Below are 19,218 nucleotides of genomic sequence, written 5' to 3' on the forward strand. Positions count from 1 at the left end.
TCTGATGACAGTTTCCGCCACGAGTTCCGCGACGACTGCAACCACGACGACGTCCTCGTCGAGCAAGTCGTCCTCGTCGACACTGACGTCCAGCGACTTCCTGAACCTGCTCGTCAGCGAGCTCCAGAACCAGGATCCGCTGAATGCGACCTCGACGACCGACCTCGTCAATCAGCTCACCTCCTACGCCAATTTCAGCTCCCAGCAGTCGATCAACTCCAGTCTAAGCTCGCTTTCGAGCTCGTTCTCGAGCCTCGTGACGCTCAACTCGGTCAACTATATTGGCCACACCGTCGAGGCGAAGACGGACACGTCGACGCTGAGTAACGGCTCGGCGACGTTCGGCTACTCATTGTCGTCGGCCGCCTCCGACGTTTCGATCACAGTCAAGGACTCCTCGGGTAACACCGTCTATACCGGCACAGGGACCGGCAATGCCGGCTCCAACAGCTTTACCTGGGACGGCAAGAATTCCAGCGGCACCCAGCTCACCGACGGCGGCCAGTACACCATTTCGGTGACGGCGACGGATTCGGCCGGCAACTCGGTGCTCAACTACACGACCGTCACCGGCACGGTCACGGGTATCGACACGTCGACCTCAACGCCGTCGCTGACCGTGAACGGCGTCTCCGTCAGCGCTGCCAACATCATTGGCGTCACGTCGTGATCTTTCGTCACGATTTCTCTGGAGTTTCATCATGAGTCTCACCGGTGCACTGTCCTCGGCGATCTCGGCGCTCAGCGCGCAGAGTCAGTCCCTGTCGATGATCAGCGATAACATCGCCAATTCCAGTACGACGGGCTACAAGACGACGTCGGCGATGTTCGACGACCTCGTCACCGCATCGAGCAACACGACGTCCTATGCCTCCGGCGGTGTCACCGTTTCGGGCCGCGCCAACATCACGCAGCAAGGCCTGCTCGCCGCAACCTCCAACGCCACCGATGTCGCGATCCAGGGCTCGGGCTTCTTCGTCGTGACCAGCGCCACGACGGGCGGCACCACCTCGTACACCCGCAACGGTGCCTTCTCGACCGATAATGCTGGTTATCTCGAGAACAATGGCAGCTACCTGGAGGGTTGGCGCACCGACGCAAACGGCAACGTCGTCGGCAATGAGTCGGCGAGCAATCTCCAAGCCATCAACACCCAAATCGCCTCGACCAGCGGCAGCGCCACCACCAAAACCACGATCGCCGCCAATCTGCCGTCGGATGCCGCGACCGGCGACACCTACACCAGCTCGATGACCGTTTACGATTCACTCGGTGCCGCGAATTCGATGCAGGTTACCTGGACCAAGACGGGGACTAACACCTGGAATGCAAATTTTGCCAATCCAACCTCGACATCGGATACCACAACAGCGACCGGCACGGCCGCGGGCTCGATCGCAATAACCTTCAACAGTGACGGCTCGCTGGCCAGCACCAGCCCGAGCCCCGCAACCGTCAAGGTCACAGGCTGGACCGATGGCGCAACGGACAGCACAATCACGATGAATCTCGGCACCGCCGGCAAGACCGACGGTCTAACGCAATATGCTTCCGGCGAGACGACGCCGACTGTCAACGTCACCAGCATCAACTCAGACGGCCTCTCCTACGGCAAGCTGTCCAGCGTTTCGATCGGGAAGAACGGCGTGGTCGACGCCACATATTCGAACGGCCAGACCATCGCGATCTACAAGATCGCGGTGGCAACCTTTGCCGATCCGACCGGGCTCTCCGCTGCCAGCGACGGCCTTTACTCAGCGACTGTGACGTCGGGGAACGCCGCATTGCAGGCCTCCGGCGAGAACGGCGCGGGCACGATCTACGGCAGCGAGCTTGAATCCTCGACTACTGATACCTCCAGCCAGTTCTCCAACATGATCTCGGCACAGCAGGCCTATTCCGCCGCGTCCCAGGTCATCTCCACCGTCAACAAGATGTACGACACCCTGATCTCGGCGATGAGGTGAGCGATGCCCGGTGAGAAGGCGAGCGCAGCCGGAGAAGCACTGCTACGTCGACTGCGACGGCTGGTCGCTCGGGCCGCAACGATCAAGGAAAGTGACTACAAGCAGCTGCTCGCGCTACTCGACGATATCGAGACGACCCGTAGCGGCCTGCTGAAGAAATGCGGCGAGGTCGAAAGCGAGATGAGGCAAGCGACCGCCAGGACGACCGCGATCGGTGCGTATTTGCGCAACTCGCAGGTCCACCGCGGCAAGCGGCATAATTAGAAGAAGGCGACGACCATGAGTGTTACTCAACCCAAGAAAGCCAATGCCGCAAACGGCGACCCGCGGATCAAGTCGCTGATCGCGCTGATCGACGTCCTGACCGCACTGGTCGCGGAGGAAAATGCCGAGCTTTCCAAGGGCCTCCCGGCTTCGCGCCTGAAGCAGGTCGACGAAAAGAACCGGCTGGCAGAATTGTTCGAGCGAACGGTGGCCGAATGCGCGGCCGGAACGACCAGCCTGCACGTGCGTGACCCGATCCTGCGCGAACAGCTACTGGAGCGGATCCTGAAACTGCGCGCTGCGATGGACGAAAATCTGGTGCGCCTGCGCGCGGCGATCGAGGCCAGCAACCGTCGGATCGAGGCCGTCATGCAGGCGATCCGCGAGCAGATCGCCGCGGTATCGCCCTATGGCGCCTCCGGCCGCGTTGCTGCCGCCCGCGCCGTTTCCAGCGGCACAAGCCGCAGCGCCTGACGATTCTGGGAGCCCGCCGTGTCGCTCGATATCGCACGATCGATCGCCTTCAGCGGCCTGTCGTCCACGTCGGTGCAGATCAGCGTGACGTCGTCGAACATTTCGAACGCCGACACGACGGGCTATACCAGGAAGACCGCGAACCAGTCGAGCAGCGTCACCAACGGCGTCGGCACCGGCGTCACGGTGACGGGCATCAGCTCGACGGTCGACAAGCTGCTGCTGAAGTCGCTGGTCAGTGCGGACTCCGATCTTGGCTCGGCCGACACGACCAACACCTATCTGACCTCGCTGGAAAAGCTCTATGGTTCAACCAGCAGCACCAGCAGTTCATCGACCGGGACCTCGCTCGCCAATAGTATCGCTTCGCTGGAATCCGCGCTGTCATCGCTTGCGAGCACACCGAGTAGCGCCTCATTGCAGTCCAACGTCGTCAGCGCGCTCGACGACGTCACGAGCCAATTACGGGAGACCTCCAGCGGCATCCAGAAGCTGCGCTCCAACGCCGACCAGGACATCTCGTCCTCGATCGACGACGTTAACACGGACTTGCAGAACATCGCGGACCTGAACGCAGAGATCAAGCAGACGGCCGCGGCGGGCCAGTCAACGGCCGACCTGGAGGATCAGCGCAACACTGCGCTCCAGGACGTCGCCTCCAAGATGAACGTGAGCTACTACACTGCGTCGAACGGCGATCTCCAGGTCTACACCACGACCGGACAGGCGCTGGTCGACAGCTCGGCGCACAAGATCAGCTACACGGCCGCAGCCAATGTGTCGTCGTCGACGACCTACACGGCCGGCTCCTCGTCGAGCGGATTCAGCGCGATCACGGTAAACAGCGTCGACATCACCTCGCAGATATCAGGCGGCGACATCGGCGCGCTGATCACGCTCCGCGACAAGACCCTGCCGGCGGCGCAGTCCCAGCTCGACCAGCTCGCAACGCAGCTGGCTTCCGCGGTCAACGCCGTCTCGAACAGCGCCTCCTCGGTGCCGGCGCCGACCACCCTGACCGGTTCGAGCAGCGTCACCAGTGGCACGGCCCTATCAGCCACCGGCACGGTGCGCCTTGCCGTCACTGACCAGAGCGGAAATCTGCTCTCATACGGCGATCTCGACCTGTCGTCCTATTCGACGGTCGGCGACCTCGTGACGGCCATCAATGGCATCTCCGGGATGTCGGCTTCGATCGATGCGAACGGCCATCTCTCGATCACGGCGACCGGCTCGGGCAACGGCGTCGCCATCAATGAGATGACGAGCTCGGTGGGAAGTTCGAACGAGGGGTTTTCGAACTACTTCGGTCTCAACGAGCTCGTGACCGGAACAAATGCGTCCGATATCGCGGTCAACAGCAGCATCTTGTCCGGAACCAGCGAGCTGCAGCTCGCCACGCTGGATTCCTCGTCGAGCCTCACGGTCGGCAGCAGTGTGCTGACGTCGGGATCGGCGAGCGTGGTCAATGCGTTCTCCAGCGCATTGACGGCGTCGCGGACGTTTTCCTCTACCGGGGGGCTCGCCGCCACCACCGGATCGTTTGCCGACTATGCTTCGGCTATCGTGGCCGATGTCGCGAGCAAGTCCTCACAGGCGTCGACCAACTACACCGCCAAGGAGACCGCGCAGTCGACCTATGCGAGCTCGCTGTCGTCGCAGTCGGGGGTTAACCTCGACGAAGAATCGGCCAATCTAAGCACGCTTCAGAACAAATATTCAGCGGCGTCGGCGCTGATCCAGGCCATCAACTCCATGTACTCGGCGCTGCTCACCGCCGTGCAGTCGACGTAAGAGGGTCCGGCTATGGTCGCGATGCGGGTGGCCACCTTCGCCCAGTCGAACACGATGATCGCCGACGCGATGCGCGTGGAGACGGTCATGGCGAATGAGCAGGTCCAGGAGTCCTCGGGCGTGGTCTCGACCGATTTCGGCGGCTACGGCTCGAACGCGCAGCATGTCGTCAATCTCCAGGTCTCGGTGACACGCGCGCAGTCCTATATCGATGCGGCGACGCTGGCCGACAGCAAGGTCCAGGTGATGTATTCGGCCGTCGGCTCGGTGACCGACATCATCACCCAGCTCCGCTCCCAGCTCAGCGCGGCTTCGACCGGAAGCTCGACCGAAACGAATTCGGTGATCTCGTCTGCGAAGCAGATGCTGGAGCAGATGGGGTCGCTGATGAACACGCAATATGACGGTCAATATGTCTTTGCCGGCGGCAAGACGGACACGGCGCCGGTCGATCTCGCCAGCTTCTCGTCGGGCACGGGTTCCACCACCACGGCTGATACCAGCTATTACAAGGGCAATGACGAGATTGCCTCGGTGCGGGTTGCGGCCGACGAGACCGTGTCCTACGGCGTCACCGCCGACAATTCGGCGTTCGAGGAAGTGATGCGGGTCCTGAAGTTCGTCGCCAACAGCACCACGCTGTCCTCGTCGGACATCACCAGAGCGCTCGACCTCGCCAGCACGGCGCTCGACGACACCGCCGCCGTGCAGGCAAAGCTGTCGAGGTCGGCGTCCTCGATTGAGACCGCGAGCACTCGCCAGACCGACTACAAGAGTTACGCGGAGACCTTGTCGAACAACCTGACCAGCATCGACGTCGCCGCCATCACTGCGCAGCTGTCGACCTACCAGACCCAGCTCACGGCGTCCTATTCTGCTCTCGGGAAGATCTTGAGCCTCAATCTTGCGAGTTATCTGAAGTGAAATAGGGCATTGTGGAAGCTTCGCGCCTCCCGGAGCGCCGTGTCAATTCCGAACTCGATTTCGGTCCAATCCCCCGGGTCGTTCGGTAATAAAGGGCGGCGCCGGGGCTCGACCGGATGTGCAGAGCCCTTCCAGGGAGCTAGATCCAATGCTCAATGAGCAAATATGAATCTAAACGAAAAGTGGAAGCGGTCCCGCTCGGGCTGGAGGTCGATCAAGAAAGAAGGCTCTCTCGATCGAGAACTGGTCGATCGCACACTGACGCTACCCCGGACGTTCGCTCCTTCACCGGCATTTGTATCCGAACGATCAATCCTTTTGGCTCGCGATCATGCAGTGATAGCTCGCCGCCATGGGCGATCGCGATCGCACGTGCGATCGACAGGCCGAGCCCGAAGCCGGTGGAGTCGTCCATGGTGCGCGCATCGTCGCCGCGCACGAACGGCTCCAGCATCTCCTGCTTGCGTGCATCCGAAATGCCGGGACCGTCGTCCTCGACGTCGATGACGAGTCTTGTGCCCGATATCTTGAGACGGATCTTCACCTCTGCGCCGAATCGCACCGCGTTCTCAACGAGGTTGGTGACGCCGCGATGCAAATCGTCGGCCCGTACTACGACGCTCGCGGAAGCTGGCCCGTCATAGTGCACAACATGGCCCATGTCGCCGAACTGGTCGGCAACGAGCTGGAGCGTGCTCGCGATGTCGACTAGCGTCACGGCCTCGATCTTGCGGTCGTCGCGCAAGAGCGACAGCACGGATTCGAGCATTGAGCGCATCTGGTCGAGGTCGATCAGCATGCGCTTGCGGTTGCCCTCGTCCTCGATGAACTCGGCGCGTAGGCGCAGCCGCGTGATTGGCGTACGCAGATCGTGGCTGATCGCGGCGAGCATCCGCGTGCGATCCGACATCAGCCGCGCGATCCGTTCCTGCATGCGGTTGAGCGCGCGCGCGACCGAGCGAATCTCCTCGGGTCCACGCCCGGGCAGCGGCTCGGCCGCCCGATCGAGACTGAAATCCTCGGCGGCCTTGGCAAACGACGATAGCGGCGCCGCCAGCGCATGCGCAGCCCAAACGCCGAGCAGCGTCACGCTGATCACGGCAGACAGCAGGGTCGATATCCAGGGATTGCCCCACAACCTGGGCGGCCGTCCTCGTTCGACGTGGCCTGCGATGATCGCACCGTCGGGCAGCTGGATGCCGATCCGCGACGAGCCGCCGTCCAGGGCCAGTGCGACGACCTTGTAACCCTCACCGACAAGGCGGTGCACGCCGTGCAGGTGCGGAGCTTCGATGCCGCCGACGGCTGCGGCGGAGCCGGGCGCGATGTGCTCGACCCGTAGCTCCGGAAAGGCGCGTGCGATGTCCGCGAGAAGTCGCGGCCGTTCGCTGGTACTTGCCGCGGACAAGAGGCGCGCAGCAGTGACGAACTCATGCTCGCTGTCCGGCGGCGCCGTCGCGCGGTCCGGCCGCGTGATCAGAAATCCTGCGGTGATGATGAGATGCAGCGCGAGGATCGAAACCACTACGAGCGCGGCGATCTGACCGCTGATGCTCCTGAGATGAAAAAATCCCAAAAGCCGCATGTCAGCCGCTCGAGACCGCCGCGGCCGCCTGTGTGCCCACCGCTTCGGTTCTGGGCGTGAACAGATAGCCGCCGGAGCGCACCGTCTTGATGATGGTCGGATCCTGCGGATTGGGCTCGATCTTGCGCCGGATGCGGCTGACCAGCACGTCGATTGAGCGTTCGAATGAGCCGGCATCGCGCCCTTGCGTGAGGTCGAGCAGGCTGTCGCGCGACAGCACGCGGCCAGGCCGCTCGCAGAACGTGCGCAAGAGATCGAACTCGGCGCTGGTTACCGCGACACGCGCGCCATCCGGATTGCGTAATTCGCGCAGGCGCAGATCGATGCGCCAGCCTTCGAAGGCAAGCGTGCTCGCGCCTTGGACGGCGCTCGCCGCTTGAGCGGCGGCCTGGCGGCGAAGCACTGCGTTGATGCGAGCGAGCAGCTCGCGCGGGTTGAAGGGTTTGGGCAGATAGTCGTCCGCGCCCATCTCAAGACCGACGATGCGGTCGACGTCCTCGCCGCGCGCGGTCAGCATGATGATCGGCGTCTGCGCTTCCGAACGGACCTTGCGGCAGAGGCTGAGACCGTCTTCGCCGGGCAGCATGACATCGAGGATGATGAGATCGACCCGGTGGTCGGCCATGGCGCGCGACATCTCGCGGCCGTCGCCCACGGCCGTGACGTTGCAGGCATTGTTGCGCAGGTATTTCGCAATCAACGTCCGGGTTTCGCGGTCGTCCTCGACGACAAGAATATTGGGATTGGCCATGCGATTTATTTGTCCAAGATTCGGGCCAAATGGCGAAGAATCTTGTTTCAGATTGTTTCTGGACGCGATCTCGACAGTCCGGTAATGCCGGGCCTTGGAGCGGCAAGGTCTCATCGAGAGGCCTAACCTTACTGTGCCGTGGTCGGCCACGAAACGCCGCAAACCCCATAGAGCCCAGCAGGCGCAAACGGTCGATATGGACCTTTGCGTCACGGGGATCGGGCGCAAGCGACGGCATTTGGGAAGCAAAATCGCTCTTCGATAGCAAACAGAGCTTCCGAGATATAGTTGGTAAAGCGATGTAGCGAACGCATGCGCCTTCCCACTATTTTCTATGCGGACGTGACGTCGGTCTGGTCAAAGTGCCGGGCGATGGCCTGCTGAATTCTAATGAGTGCAGGCCCGCGGCATTGCGTCAGCGGAAGCGGCTCCAATTCCTCGGTTGCGGCCGCGATTTAAAAGATCGCCCAAGTGCTGATCGCAGCTTCATCCTTTTCGGTCATTGAAAGCTGCGACCACAATCAGCACGTCGAACCGGGCCGCGCTGGCGCGGGCAAATTTAAGCGTTTGCCACTTCAAAATTGAGCTTCATTCCGGCGTCGGCTCCGGGCTGTCGACGGTGGGCGCATGGGAAACGGGCTTGGAGCTCGATCAGCATCCGTCGCATGCGACTACTCCGTGTTTGCATGTTCACCCTTCGCGAGAAACAGCGCTCCGTGTGGATGATTTCCCTCACTACGATTTTGCCCGCCGGTCTAACCAGCTGCTCTCCGTAGGACCGAATTTCTAGGGCACATCGGGGAATTTGCGGGGCAAGTCATTGAAATGGTGGGCGCACAAGGGATCGAACCTTGGACCTCTCCCGTGTGAAGGGAACGCTCTCCCGCTGAGCTATGCGCCCGGGACCATCATGCAGGCGGCCGGACCTTTCGGCCGGCCAGCATATCGGAGCCCGCGATTTAGAAGTGCCGGCCGAAGGTGTCAAGTTTCCAGGCGGCGCGGGGGCGGAAAACCTTCGGCAGGTCGCGCAATCTGCAAGGGAGGCCGGATTTTGGCCCGGTTACGCGCCCTGCTGGCGGGCGCGGGAGGCGTGGGCCTGGAGGGCGCGGATGCGTTCGGCGAGCGTTCCGCCGCCTTCGGGCAGGGTGGTAGCGGCCGCGCCATTGATCGCGGCATCGTTGGCCGGGCGTGGCGCCGGCTTCGGCGGCTGGCCGGCCTCGGCCGCCAGCAGCGCCTCGATCGGCGAGTTCGGGCCTTCGAGCTGCATCGCGAGTTTTGCCACTTCCGCGGCGATGTCGTTGATGCGTTCGCGCAGCAGCGCGTTCTCCATCCGCTCGGTCGCCCAGGAGCTTTCCGCCTGCTGCTGGATCGCGTTGATGTCGCGCTGGAGCTTGGCACGCTCGTCACGTGCGGTGCGGAGCTGCTCCTCCAGCGCGGTCTTTTCCGCGCGCAGCGATTCCATGGCAGCCGACGACCTGCCGCCGCTCAGGGCGGCGATCTCGACACGCAGCTCCTTAATGGTGCGCTCATTGGCCTCGTTGGCCTGGCGCAGCTGGTTGTTCTCATAGTCGCGCTCGGCGAGCAGCTTGCCCTGCGTGGCAAGGCGCCCTTCGAGGTCGGCGACGCGGCCCGACAGCATCTCGGCCTCCTTGACCTGCACGATGAGCTGGCGATCGAGCTCGGTGACGCGCTGGCTCAGATTCTCGACCCGGCCGCGGGCCTCGCTGAGCTGGCGCGAGGCGGTCTCGGAGTCGGTGCGCTCCTGCGCGAGGCGCGCTTGCGTCGCGGCAAATTCCTTCTCGGCATCGCCGACGCGGTTCTTCAATTCCTCGATCTGCGCGCGCACCGCGAGCAGCTCGACCTGGCGGCTCTCCGCCATCATCGAGCGGTCGGACAGTTCGGAGTTGATCTTGGCGAGCTCGTGCTGCTTGTCGGTCAGCGCATTCTCAGCAGCGCGCAAAGCTTCGGTCTTGGCGGCGAATTCTTCTTCGGTGGCGCGGAGCTGCTCCTTCATTGCCTTCTCGCGCGCTTCGAGCGCGAAGATCGTGGCGTTCTTCTCGCCAAGCTCGATCTTCATGCGGTTGATGGCGTCGCTCTTCTTGCCGAGCTCGGCGAGCTGGCTCGTGGTCTTGTTCTTGAGCTGCTCGACGCTCATCTCGAGCCGCCGCGCCGACATGGCGAATTCGGCGCGGAGCTGGTCCTTGTCGGCCTGGATCTCGGCCATCGACAGCGGGGTTGCGGCCTCCAGCCGGCGCGTGGTCAGGCGCACCGCGCGGTTATGCACCAGCGGCACGATTGCGAGCCCGCACAGCATCGAGAGCAGGAAACCGATCGCCAGGTACATGATCGGTTCGACCATGGGCCAGAACTCCCCAGAGCTAAGGAAAAATTTACCAACGACAATGCCATGGCGGGCCGGCAAAAAGCCAGCCCCGCTCTATCGTTAACCTTGATCCGTTGGCGGACGGAAGGGCGAGGACCTAGAAGGGGTTCCAGGTCGCCCGCGGGGTGTATTTGAGATAGCCGATATTGGCGCCCAGCCGCAGGCCGAGCCCGGAGCGGATCGGCACCAGCACGATGTTGTTGGCGGTGAGCGCCGTCATGCCGAATCCGCCGATGATGTAGGCCGAGCCGTCGATGCCGGCGAAGCGCTGGTAGATCGCGTTGGTGGCGGGCAGGTTGTAGACCAGCGTCATGGTGCGGGCACCGTCGCCGCCCCAGTCGAAGCCGAGCGAGGGGCCCTGCCAGTAGACGCGCAAGTCGCCGGCATTCTTGGTGTAGAGCGTGCCTTCGCCGTAGCGCAGGCCGGCGACGAAGGCGCCGGAGCCTTCCTCACCCAGGATGTAGCCGTTCGGCAGGCCCCATTGGCTGACCGCCTTCTCGATGATCGAGGCGAGTCCGCGCGAGACGTTGCCGAAGAAGCGGTGGCCGGCCGTGACGAGCTCGTCCGGCCCATAGGTGCTGGGTGACGGGGCTCGCTGCGGCGGCGGCAAATTGGGCGGCGGCGCCTGCTGGGCGGAGGCCGGCACGATCCAGCCGATCATCGCGGCAAGCGCGAGCGCAGCAAGGCGTGATGCGAAAGTCATAAAAGAACCCCTGGTACCGAATCCGATCGCTTCCTTAACCTGACGCCAACAGGCACGGCTCTAGGTTGCGCCGAATGTCCCCTCGACTCGGATGTTATCCGCAGCAACTATGACGGCACAACGGCAGGAAGATAGCCCTTTGCGCCCCGGAATTGCCTTGATCGGCCGCCTCGTCTGCCTGTTGGCGGGCATTTGGATCATCTGCCCGGGGTCGCCGGCAGCGGCCACCACCACTGAACGAATCGTCGTCAACCGCTTCACCGGCATCGCCATGGAGGGCTTCGACCCCGTCGCTTATTTCGTTGTTGGCAGGGCCGTGCAGGGGACGGCGGAGTTCGAGACGAATCTCTGGGGTGCGGTCTGGCGCTTCCGGAACGAGGGCAACCGGGCCTCCTTTCTGGCTCATCCCGAGATCTATGGTCCGCAATTCGGCGGCTATGATCCCGCCGATATCGCTCGCGGTGTCACCATCGCCGGCAATCCGCATTTCTTCGCGATCGTGGCGCAGCGGCTCTATCTATTCAGCCGGGAAGCCAATCGCGACGCCTTCGTCGCTGATCCCGAGCGCTTCCTCTATGAGGTGGGCAAGCGCTGGCCGACTCTTCAGGAACAGCTCGGTCAGTAGCAGCCTGCCGCCTGCGGGTCGCCCCAGGCGATGAATTCCGGGATGATGAAGCCCGTGTCGCTGCGCTGGCCGAATCGGAGTTCGCCGCCCTTGCCGTCGGTCACCTTGCCGCCGGCCGCGGTCACGACCGCGCAGCCGGCCCCGACGTCCCATTCCGAGGTCGGCCCGAAACGGGGATAGATGTCGGCGCTGCCTTCCGCGATCCGGCCGAATTTCACGGCCGAGCCGCAGGTCTTCCTGACGGCATTGGGCCTGTTGTCGATGAACGCCTCGCTCTTGGGGTCGCCATGAGAGCGGCTCACCGCCGCGATCCAGGGCTCGCCCGGTGCCGGCAGCGTTCGGGTGTGGATCGGCTCGGCCGCGCCGATGGTTACCCCGTTGAACTTCACCCGCTCGGCGCCACGGCCGATGATGCCGCGCCAGAGCAGTCCGAGCGCGGGTGCGCTGACGATGCCGAGCAGCGGCACGCCCTCCGTTACTAGGGCGAGGTTGACGGTGAATTCGTCACGGCCGGCGACGAACTCCTTGGTGCCGTCGAGCGGATCGATCAGGAAGAAGCTGCCCTGAAACGGCGGGGCGGCGAGCTGGGTCCGCTCTTCCGACAGCGTCGGAACGTTGCCCGCGAGCTGCGCGAGGCCGTCGGCGATGATGCGATCGGCGGCGAGGTCGGCCTCGGTCACCGGCGAGCCGTCCTGCTTGCCCTCGATCCGCATGGCGGCGCGGTTGACGGCAAGGATCGCTTCGCCCGCCCTCACCACCAGTGCGGTGAGCGGCTCAATTAATCCGGATGCGGCCTCGGCATCGATGATCCTCACCTGCATGCCTCATTCATCGGCAAGTCTGCCCTCTCAATTGATTCGCCCGCAGCTCTTATGGCCGCTTCGAACCTATCGCAAGCTAGCTGCCACCGGCTGGCGAATGTTAGAACCCGCAGCATCCGTCAAGCATGCGTGATTCGCGGCGTCTAGCGCCGTGCAATTCCAGGAACCCTCCAGGACCCCAATATATGTCTGACGCCTCGTCGCCCGCGACTGCTCCCGATATGCTCGAACTCGCCGCGCTCCTGTGCTCGCGGGTCTGCCACGATCTCATCAGTCCCGTCGGCGCCATCGTCAACGGGCTCGAAGTGCTCGATGACGATCCCAAGCCCGAGGACCGCGAGTTCGCGCTCGACCTGATTCGCAAGAGCGCCAAGACCGCCTCGGCCCGGCTCCAGTTCTGCCGCCTTGCCTTCGGTGCCGCCGGCTCCTCCGGCGCGCAAATCGATCTCGGCGATGCCCAGACCATGGCGCGCGGCCACATCGAGGACGGCAAGTGCTCGATCACCTGGAATCTGCCGCGACTCCTGCTGCCGAAAAATCGCGTCAAGCTGCTGCTCAACATGCTGGTCGTCGCCCAGCATACGATCCCGCGCGGCGGTATGCTGACGGTCGATCCGATCGGCGACGGCGAGACGATGAGTTTTCGCATCACTGCGACCGGGCATAATGCGCGCCTGCCGCAAAACATTTCCGAGCTCCTGAGCGGCGAGCGCGGTCCGGCTGCAGATGCGCATGCAATCCAGCCCTACTACACGCGGCTGCTCGCGCAGTCCTGCGGGCTCACGGTGACGCTCGCACCCGAAGGCGAAGCCATCATCGTTAGCGCTTCGTAAACTAGGCGTCGCGCTCGGCTGCTTAATCGAATCTTTACGAGGCGCTTCAGCTTGTCCGTAGCGCCTTATCTCTTTGTTGGTTCCGTTCTTTTGCACATACTCAACCAATATTAAACGCTTTGCGGTGAAGCTGGCCCCATTCCGAAATGGCGCATCACGCCTCGTGCGCGCCCTTCCTGTATGAAGGCCTGTTTTCATGGATGATCTGTTGCGGGAGTTCTTGACGGAGACCAGCGAGAGCCTGGACACCGTTGACAATCAGCTGGTGAAGTTCGAGCAGGAGCCGAACAACGCCAAGATCCTGGATAACATCTTCCGCCTGGTCCACACCATCAAGGGCACCTGCGGCTTCCTCGGCCTGCCGCGATTGGAAGCGCTGGCGCATGCCGGCGAGACCTTGATGGGCAAATTCCGTGACGGCATGCCGGTGACCGGGCAGGCGGTGACGGTGATCCTGTCCTCGATCGACCGCATCAAGGAGATTCTGGCGGGCCTCGAGGCGACCGAGGCCGAGCCGGAGGGCAACGACCGCGACCTCATCGACAAGCTGGAAGCGATGGTCGAGCAGGGCATGGCGGCGATGGCAGCGTCGGCTTCGCCGATCGCGTCCGGCTCGGCGCAGCCGCTGCCGAGCGGCTCCGCTCCGGTTGCCGACGCGCCGCCGCTGGCGCCGGAAGCCCCAGCCGCACCGGCCAAGGCGATGACCACGGGCTCGCTGGTCGCGCAGACCCTGGAGCGCCCGTTGCGTCCGGGCGAAGTCTCGCTCGACGAGCTCGAGCGCGCCTTCCGCGAGACCGCGAGCGAAGCGCCGGTCCCGGCGCCCGTTGCCAAGGCTGACGTCAAGGCCGCGCCCGCAGCGGCGGCTGACGCCCCTGTCGCGAAGGAAGCCGCAAAACCCGCCAAGCCCGCGCCGAAGAAGTCGATGGCCGACGAGACCGCGAGCGAGGGCGACCGCGTCGCCAACCAGTCGATCCGCGTCAACGTGGATACGCTGGAGCATCTGATGACCATGGTCTCCGAGCTGGTCTTGACCCGCAACCAGCTGCTGGAGATCTCGCGGCGCAACGAGGACACCGAGTTCAAGGTGCCCTTGCAGCGCCTCTCCAACGTCACCGCCGAGCTGCAGGAGGGCGTCATGAAGACGCGCATGCAGCCGATCGGCAATGCCTGGCAGAAGCTGCCGCGCATCGTCCGCGACCTCTCGAGCGAACTCGGCAAGCAGATCGAACTGGAGATGCACGGCGCCGACACCGAGCTCGACCGCCAGGTGCTCGATCTGATCAAGGACCCGCTCACCCACATGGTGCGCAACTCCGCCGATCATGGCCTCGAGACCCCCGCCGAGCGCCTGGCGAGCGGCAAGGGCGAGCAGGGCACCATCCGCCTCTCCGCCTATCACGAGGGCGGCCACATCATCATCTGCATCGCCGACAACGGAAGAGGCCTCAACACCGAGAAGATCAAGGCCAAGGCGCTCTCGTCCGGTCTCGTCACCGAGGCTGAGCTGGAGAAGATGAGCGAAGCGCAAGTCCACAAGTTCATCTTCGCGCCGGGCTTCTCCACCGCGGCCGCGATCACCTCGGTGTCCGGCCGCGGCGTCGGCATGGACGTGGTGCGCACCAACATCGACCAGATCGGCGGCACCATCGACATCAAGAGCGTGGCCGGCGAGGGAAGCTCGGTCACCATCAAGATCCCGCTGACGCTCGCCATCGTCTCGGCGCTGATCGTCGAGGCCGGCGGCGATCGCTTTGCCATTCCCCAGCTCTCGGTGGTCGAGCTGGTCCGCGCCCGTGCCAACAGCGAGCACCGCATCGAGCGCATCAAGGACACGGCAGTGCTGCGCCTGCGCAACAAGCTGCTGCCGCTGATCCACCTGAAGAAGCTCCTCAAGATCGACGACGGCGCCGCAAGCGATCCCGAGAACGGCTTCATCGTGGTGACGCAGGTCGGCAGCCAGACCTTCGGCATCGTCGTCGATGGCGTGTTCCACACCGAGGAGATCGTGGTCAAGCCGATGTCGACCAAGCTGCGTCACATCGACATGTTCTCCGGCAACACCATCTTGGGCGATGGCGCGGTGATCATGATCATCGATCCCAACGGCATTGCCAAGGCGCTCGGCGCCGCCGGCTCCTCGGCCCATGACATGGCCGATGACGCCGCCGGCCATCACATCGGCTCGGGCGAGCAGACCACCTCGCTGCTCGTGTTCCGCGCCGGCTCGTCGCAGCCCAAGGCGGTCCCGCTCGGGCTGGTCACCCGCCTGGAGGAGCTGCCGGCCGACAAGATCGAGTTCTCGAACGGCCGCTACATGGTGCAGTACCGCGAGCAGCTGATGCCGCTGGTCGCCATGGACGGCGTCAGCATTGCCAGCCAAGGCGCCCAGCCGATCCTGGTGTTCGCCGACGACGGCCGCTCCATGGGCCTCGTCGTCGACGAGATCATCGACATCGTCGAGGAACGCCTCAACATCGAGGTCGGCGGCTCCGGGTCGGGCATTCTCGGCTCGGCGGTGATCAAGGGCCAGGCCACCGAGGTGATCGACGTCGGCCACTTCCTGCCGATGGCGTTTGCCGACTGGTTCACCCGCAAGGAGATGAAGCCGTCGCTGCACTCGCAGTCGGTGCTCCTGGTCGACGATAGCGCCTTCTTCCGCAACATGCTGGCGCCGGTGCTGAAAGCGGCCGGCTACCGCGTCCGCACCGCGGGAGGCGCGCAGGAGGGCCTCGCCGCGCTGCGCGCGCAAAGCTTTGACGTGATCCTGACCGACATCGAGATGCCCGACATGAACGGGTTCGAGTTCGCGGAAGTGATCCGCGCCGACAACAACCTGGCCGCAACCCCAATCATCGGCCTCTCGGCGCTGGTGTCGCCGGCGGCGATCGAGCGCGGCCGGCAGGCCGGTTTCCACGATTATGTCGCCAAGTTCGACCGTCCCGGTCTGATCGCGGCGCTGAAGGAGCAGACCGCGGGCGCCGCCGGCGCCTCCGAGCTGAGCCGGGCGGCGGCGTAACCAACGGGATCAGGAGACACGCTTATGAGCAGCAAGACCCAATCCAGCGAAGGCGCCATGGTCGAATACGTCACCGCGATGATCGGCGGCCAGCTGTTCGGCCTGCCGATCTCCCGCGTCCAGGACGTGTTCATGCCCGAGCGCGTCACCCGCGTGCCCTTGTCCTCGCGCGAGATCGCGGGCGTATTGAACCTGCGCGGCCGCATCGTCACCGTGGTCGACATGCGCGCCCGTCTCGGCCTGCCGAGACCTGAGGACGGCAAGACGGCGATGGCGGTCGGCGTCGACCTGCGCGGCGAATCCTATGGCCTCCTGATCGACCAGATCGGCGAGGTGCTGCGCCTGCCCGAGGATGGCAAGGAGGAGAACCCCGTCAACCTCGACCCGCGCATGGCCAAGCTCGCCGGCGGTGTCCACCGCCTCGACGGCCAGCTCATGGTCGTCCTCGACGTCGATCGCGTCCTCGAGCTCGCGCCCGAAATGATGGCGGCCTGATACGGCGGCGCTGCCAGAGCGGATCCGCAATTGGAAGTGTCCCCGCAAAGGGGAGGAAGCAGAGGTTCACATGCGAACTTGTCTCGTCGTTGATGATTCCAGCGTCATCCGCAAGGTTGCGCGCCGGATCCTGGAGGGCCTCGACTTCCAGATCCTCGAAGCCGAGGACGGTGAGAAGGCGCTGGAGGCCTGCAAGCGCGGTCTGCCCGATGCGGTGCTGCTCGATTGGAACATGCCGGTCATGGATGGCTACGAGTTTCTTGGCCATCTCCGCCGCATGCCTGGCGGCGACCAGCCCAAGGTGGTGTTCTGCACCACCGAGAACGACGTCGCGCATATTGCGCGCGCGCTGCACGCCGGCGCTAACGAGTACATCATGAAGCCGTTCGATAAGGACATTGTGACGGCGAAGTTCCAGGAAGTCGGCCTGATCTGAACGATCGCCCGGAGGCTGAACGGATCCTTCGGCGCTTGTTTTCAACTGAACCGTTTCAGTCTGAGTTGGTGAGTAATGAGTGTTGCGTTCGCAGGTAATTCGACTACGAGCACGTCGCGCGAAGCCGGACCGCTGCGGGTGATGATCGTCGACGACTCCGTCGTCATTCGCGGTCTGATCTCGCGCTGGATCGGCGCCGAGCACGACATGGAGGTCGCGGCCTCGCTGCGCACCGGGCTCGAGGCGGTCAACCAGCTGGAACGCATCAACCCCGATGTCGCCGTGCTCGACATCGAGATGCCTGAGCTCGATGGCCTCTCGGCACTGCCGAAATTGCTGGCGAAGAAGCGCGATCTCGTCATCATCATGGCCTCGACACTGACCCGCCGCAACGCGGAGGTCAGCTTCAAGGCGCTGTCGCTGGGCGCGGCCGATTACATCCCCAAGCCGGAGTCGACGCGCGAGGCGGCGGCTGCGGACATTTTTCATCACGACCTGATCCAGAAGATCCGCCATCTCGGTGCGCGGTTGCGTCGCAAGCCCGCGGTTGCGAGCCCACCGCTGGCGCCCGCGAGCCCGGCTCCGCCCGCGCGCGGTCCTGTTGCGCGGCCTGCCGCGCCTGCGCCCGCTCCGGCCGTGCATGCTCCCTCGTCAGGATCGCTGTCGACGCGTCCGTTCTCAACCCAGGCGCCGAAGGTGCTGCTGATCGGCTCCTCGACCGGTGGTCCCCAGGCGCTGATGTCGCTCGTCACCGAGCTTGGGCCCGTGATCGACCGCTTCCCGGTGCTGATCACCCAGCACATGCCACCGACCTTCACCACGATCCTGGCCGAGCATCTGGCGCGTTCGAGCCGCCGGCCGGCAGCCGAGGCGGTCGACGGCGAGCCGGTGAAGCCGGGACGGATCTATCTTGCGCCCGGCGGCAAGCACATGCGTGTGGCGCGCAGCGGCGCGGACGTCGTGATCGCGCTCGACGACGGCCCCGCCGTCAATTTCTGCAAGCCTGCGGTCGATCCGCTCTTCACTTCCGCCATCGACGTCTGGCGCGGAGCCATCCTGTCGGTGATCCTGACGGGCATGGGCTCGGACGGGATGCGCGGCGGCAAGGACATCGTTGCCGCCGGTGGTAGCGTGATCGCGCAGGACGAAGCCTCCAGCGTGGTCTGGGGCATGCCGGGAGCCGCGGCCAATGCCGGCATCTGCGCGGCGATCCTGCCGCTCAACCAGATCGGCACCAAGGTCAACCGCTTGTTCGCGGGAGACCGCTCGTGACCCCGACGGACTACGATTATCTGCGCAAGTTCCTGAAAGAGCGTTCGGGCCTCGATCGCCCGACAAGCAGTATCTGGTCGAGAGCCGGCTGGTGCCGCTGGCGCGCAAGGCAAGCCTGCCCGGCATCCCCGATCTCGTTCTCAGGATCAGGAACGGCGACGGCCGGCTTGCGACCGACGTGGTCGAAGCCATGACCACCAATGAGACCTTCTTCTACCGCGACAAGATTCCATTCGACCATCTGCGCGAGACGATTTTGCCTGGCCTGATCCAGGCACGCGCCGCGCGCAAGTCGATTCGCATCTGGTCGGCCGCCTCCTCGACGGGGCAGGAGCCCTATTCGATCGCGATGTGCGTGAAGGAGATGAGCGCAGTCCTGGCCGGCTGGCGCATCGAGATCGTCGCCACCGATCTGTCGCAGGAGGTGCTGGAGAAATCCAAGGCCGGTGTCTACAGCCAGTTCGAGGTGCAGCGCGGCCTGCCGATCCAGCACCTGGTGAAATACTTCACGCAAGTCGGCGAGCTCTGGCAGCTCAACGCCGACATTCGTGCCATGGTGCAGTTCCGCCAGCTCAATCTGTTGCAGGATTTCTCGCATCTCGGCACGTTCGACGTGATCTTCTGCCGCAACGTGCTGATCTATTTCGATCAGGATACCAAGGCCGTGATCTTCGAGCGCCTGGCGAAAGCGATGGAAGCCGACGGCACGCTGCTGTTAGGGGCCGCCGAATCCGTCGTCGGCATTACCGACGCGTTCCGCCCCATCACGGAGCGCCGCGGTCTCTATCAGCTCAACCCCGCGCGCTCCGGCCGGGCGATGGGCGGACTGATGCCGCCGTCGTTGAAGATCGCAGCTGCGAGGTGATCTCTTTACG

17 protein-coding genes, 1 tRNA gene and 1 pseudogene are annotated in these 19,218 nt (G+C 64.1%); 13 read left to right on the forward strand and 6 right to left on the reverse strand.

The window, feature by feature from the left end; genetic code table 11:
• The first annotated feature begins 4 nt into the window (after positions 1 to 4).
• The 6 genes from P6U29_RS07925 to P6U29_RS07950 are packed head-to-tail and all read left to right on the forward strand — an operon-like array spanning position 5 to position 5,423.
• A complete protein-coding gene (locus P6U29_RS07925; protein WP_407117070.1) occupies positions 5 to 670 on the forward strand; it encodes a flagellar hook assembly protein FlgD in 666 nt (221 codons plus the stop codon).
• Positions 671 to 701: 31 nt separating this feature from the next.
• Positions 702 to 1,967 carry a flagellar hook protein FlgE gene (flgE, locus tag P6U29_RS07930; RefSeq protein ID WP_407117071.1) on the forward strand — a complete coding sequence of 422 codons (1,266 nt, stop codon included), beginning with the start codon at positions 702 to 704 and terminating at the stop codon, positions 1,965 to 1,967.
• Between the two features lie 3 nt (positions 1,968 to 1,970).
• Positions 1,971 to 2,231, forward strand: coding sequence for a hypothetical protein (locus P6U29_RS07935; RefSeq protein WP_407117072.1), 261 nt, complete (start codon positions 1,971 to 1,973; stop codon positions 2,229 to 2,231).
• A 15-nt stretch (positions 2,232 to 2,246) separates the two neighbouring features.
• Positions 2,247 to 2,705 carry a flagellar protein FlgN gene (locus tag P6U29_RS07940; protein WP_407117073.1) on the forward strand — a complete coding sequence of 153 codons (459 nt, stop codon included), beginning with the start codon at positions 2,247 to 2,249 and terminating at the stop codon, positions 2,703 to 2,705.
• An 18-nt stretch (positions 2,706 to 2,723) separates the two neighbouring features.
• Positions 2,724 to 4,499 (forward strand): flagellar hook-associated protein FlgK, encoded by a 1,776-nt coding sequence (gene flgK, locus P6U29_RS07945; RefSeq protein WP_407117074.1) that lies wholly within the window; start codon positions 2,724 to 2,726, stop codon positions 4,497 to 4,499.
• Positions 4,500 to 4,511: 12 nt separating this feature from the next.
• A complete protein-coding gene (locus P6U29_RS07950) occupies positions 4,512 to 5,423 on the forward strand; it encodes a flagellin (RefSeq protein WP_407117075.1) in 912 nt (303 codons plus the stop codon).
• Between the two features lie 214 nt (positions 5,424 to 5,637).
• Here P6U29_RS07950 and P6U29_RS07955 read toward each other — a convergent pair whose 3' ends face one another.
• The 5 genes from P6U29_RS07955 to P6U29_RS07975 form a co-directional block, all read right to left on the reverse strand.
• On the reverse strand, positions 5,638 to 7,008 hold the full coding sequence (locus P6U29_RS07955; RefSeq protein ID WP_407117076.1) for an ATP-binding protein: 1,371 nt from the start codon (positions 7,006 to 7,008) through the stop codon (positions 5,638 to 5,640).
• A 1-nt stretch (position 7,009) separates the two neighbouring features.
• Positions 7,010 to 7,759, reverse strand: coding sequence for a response regulator (locus tag P6U29_RS07960; RefSeq protein ID WP_407117077.1), 750 nt, complete (start codon positions 7,757 to 7,759; stop codon positions 7,010 to 7,012).
• Positions 7,760 to 8,585: 826 nt separating this feature from the next.
• Positions 8,586 to 8,660 (reverse strand) — tRNA-Val (locus tag P6U29_RS07965).
• 159 nt (positions 8,661 to 8,819) lie between these two features.
• The gene (locus P6U29_RS07970) at positions 8,820 to 10,118 is read right to left on the reverse strand and encodes a hypothetical protein (RefSeq protein ID WP_407117078.1); all 1,299 of its coding nucleotides are present in this window, start codon (positions 10,116 to 10,118) and stop codon (positions 8,820 to 8,822) included.
• A gap of 121 nt (positions 10,119 to 10,239) precedes the next feature.
• Entirely contained in the window at positions 10,240 to 10,845 is a 606-nt protein-coding gene (locus P6U29_RS07975) for a DUF1134 domain-containing protein (protein WP_407117079.1), read from the reverse strand.
• A gap of 139 nt (positions 10,846 to 10,984) precedes the next feature.
• Here P6U29_RS07975 and P6U29_RS07980 point away from each other — a divergent pair, with 139 nt between their 5' ends.
• Positions 10,985 to 11,470, forward strand: coding sequence for a YHS domain-containing (seleno)protein (locus P6U29_RS07980; RefSeq protein ID WP_407117080.1), 486 nt, complete (start codon positions 10,985 to 10,987; stop codon positions 11,468 to 11,470).
• Here the strand turns inward: P6U29_RS07980 and P6U29_RS07985 are convergent.
• Complete coding sequence (locus P6U29_RS07985) at positions 11,464 to 12,291, reverse strand: 3'(2'),5'-bisphosphate nucleotidase CysQ (RefSeq protein WP_407117081.1); 828 nt, start codon at positions 12,289 to 12,291, stop codon at positions 11,464 to 11,466. The genes P6U29_RS07980 and P6U29_RS07985 overlap by 7 nt on opposite strands.
• Before the next feature lie 185 nt (positions 12,292 to 12,476).
• Between P6U29_RS07985 and chpT the strand changes: the two genes are divergently transcribed.
• The 6 genes and pseudogenes from chpT to P6U29_RS08015 all read left to right on the forward strand — a co-directional run bounded on the left by chpT (position 12,477) and on the right by P6U29_RS08015 (position 19,208).
• On the forward strand, positions 12,477 to 13,124 hold the full coding sequence (gene chpT / locus P6U29_RS07990; protein WP_407117082.1) for a histidine phosphotransferase ChpT: 648 nt from the start codon (positions 12,477 to 12,479) through the stop codon (positions 13,122 to 13,124).
• Between the two features lie 196 nt (positions 13,125 to 13,320).
• The gene (locus tag P6U29_RS07995; RefSeq protein WP_407117083.1) at positions 13,321 to 16,140 is read left to right on the forward strand and encodes a chemotaxis protein CheW; all 2,820 of its coding nucleotides are present in this window, start codon (positions 13,321 to 13,323) and stop codon (positions 16,138 to 16,140) included.
• Positions 16,141 to 16,164: 24 nt separating this feature from the next.
• Complete coding sequence (locus P6U29_RS08000) at positions 16,165 to 16,635, forward strand: chemotaxis protein CheW (protein WP_407117084.1); 471 nt, start codon at positions 16,165 to 16,167, stop codon at positions 16,633 to 16,635.
• Between the two features lie 70 nt (positions 16,636 to 16,705).
• Entirely contained in the window at positions 16,706 to 17,071 is a 366-nt protein-coding gene (locus P6U29_RS08005) for a PleD family two-component system response regulator (protein WP_007600538.1), read from the forward strand.
• Between the two features lie 75 nt (positions 17,072 to 17,146).
• Entirely contained in the window at positions 17,147 to 18,343 is a 1,197-nt protein-coding gene (locus P6U29_RS08010) for a chemotaxis response regulator protein-glutamate methylesterase (protein WP_407117085.1), read from the forward strand.
• Positions 18,340 to 19,208 (forward strand): annotated as a pseudogene (locus P6U29_RS08015) (CheR family methyltransferase). Before P6U29_RS08010 ends, P6U29_RS08015 begins: the two are co-directional and overlap by 4 nt.
• Positions 19,209 to 19,218: the final 10 nt, after the last annotated feature.

The sequence above is a fragment of the Bradyrhizobium sp. LMG 9283 genome, from assembly GCF_045571415.1.
In the GTDB taxonomy this organism is placed as follows: domain Bacteria; phylum Pseudomonadota; class Alphaproteobacteria; order Rhizobiales; family Xanthobacteraceae; genus Bradyrhizobium.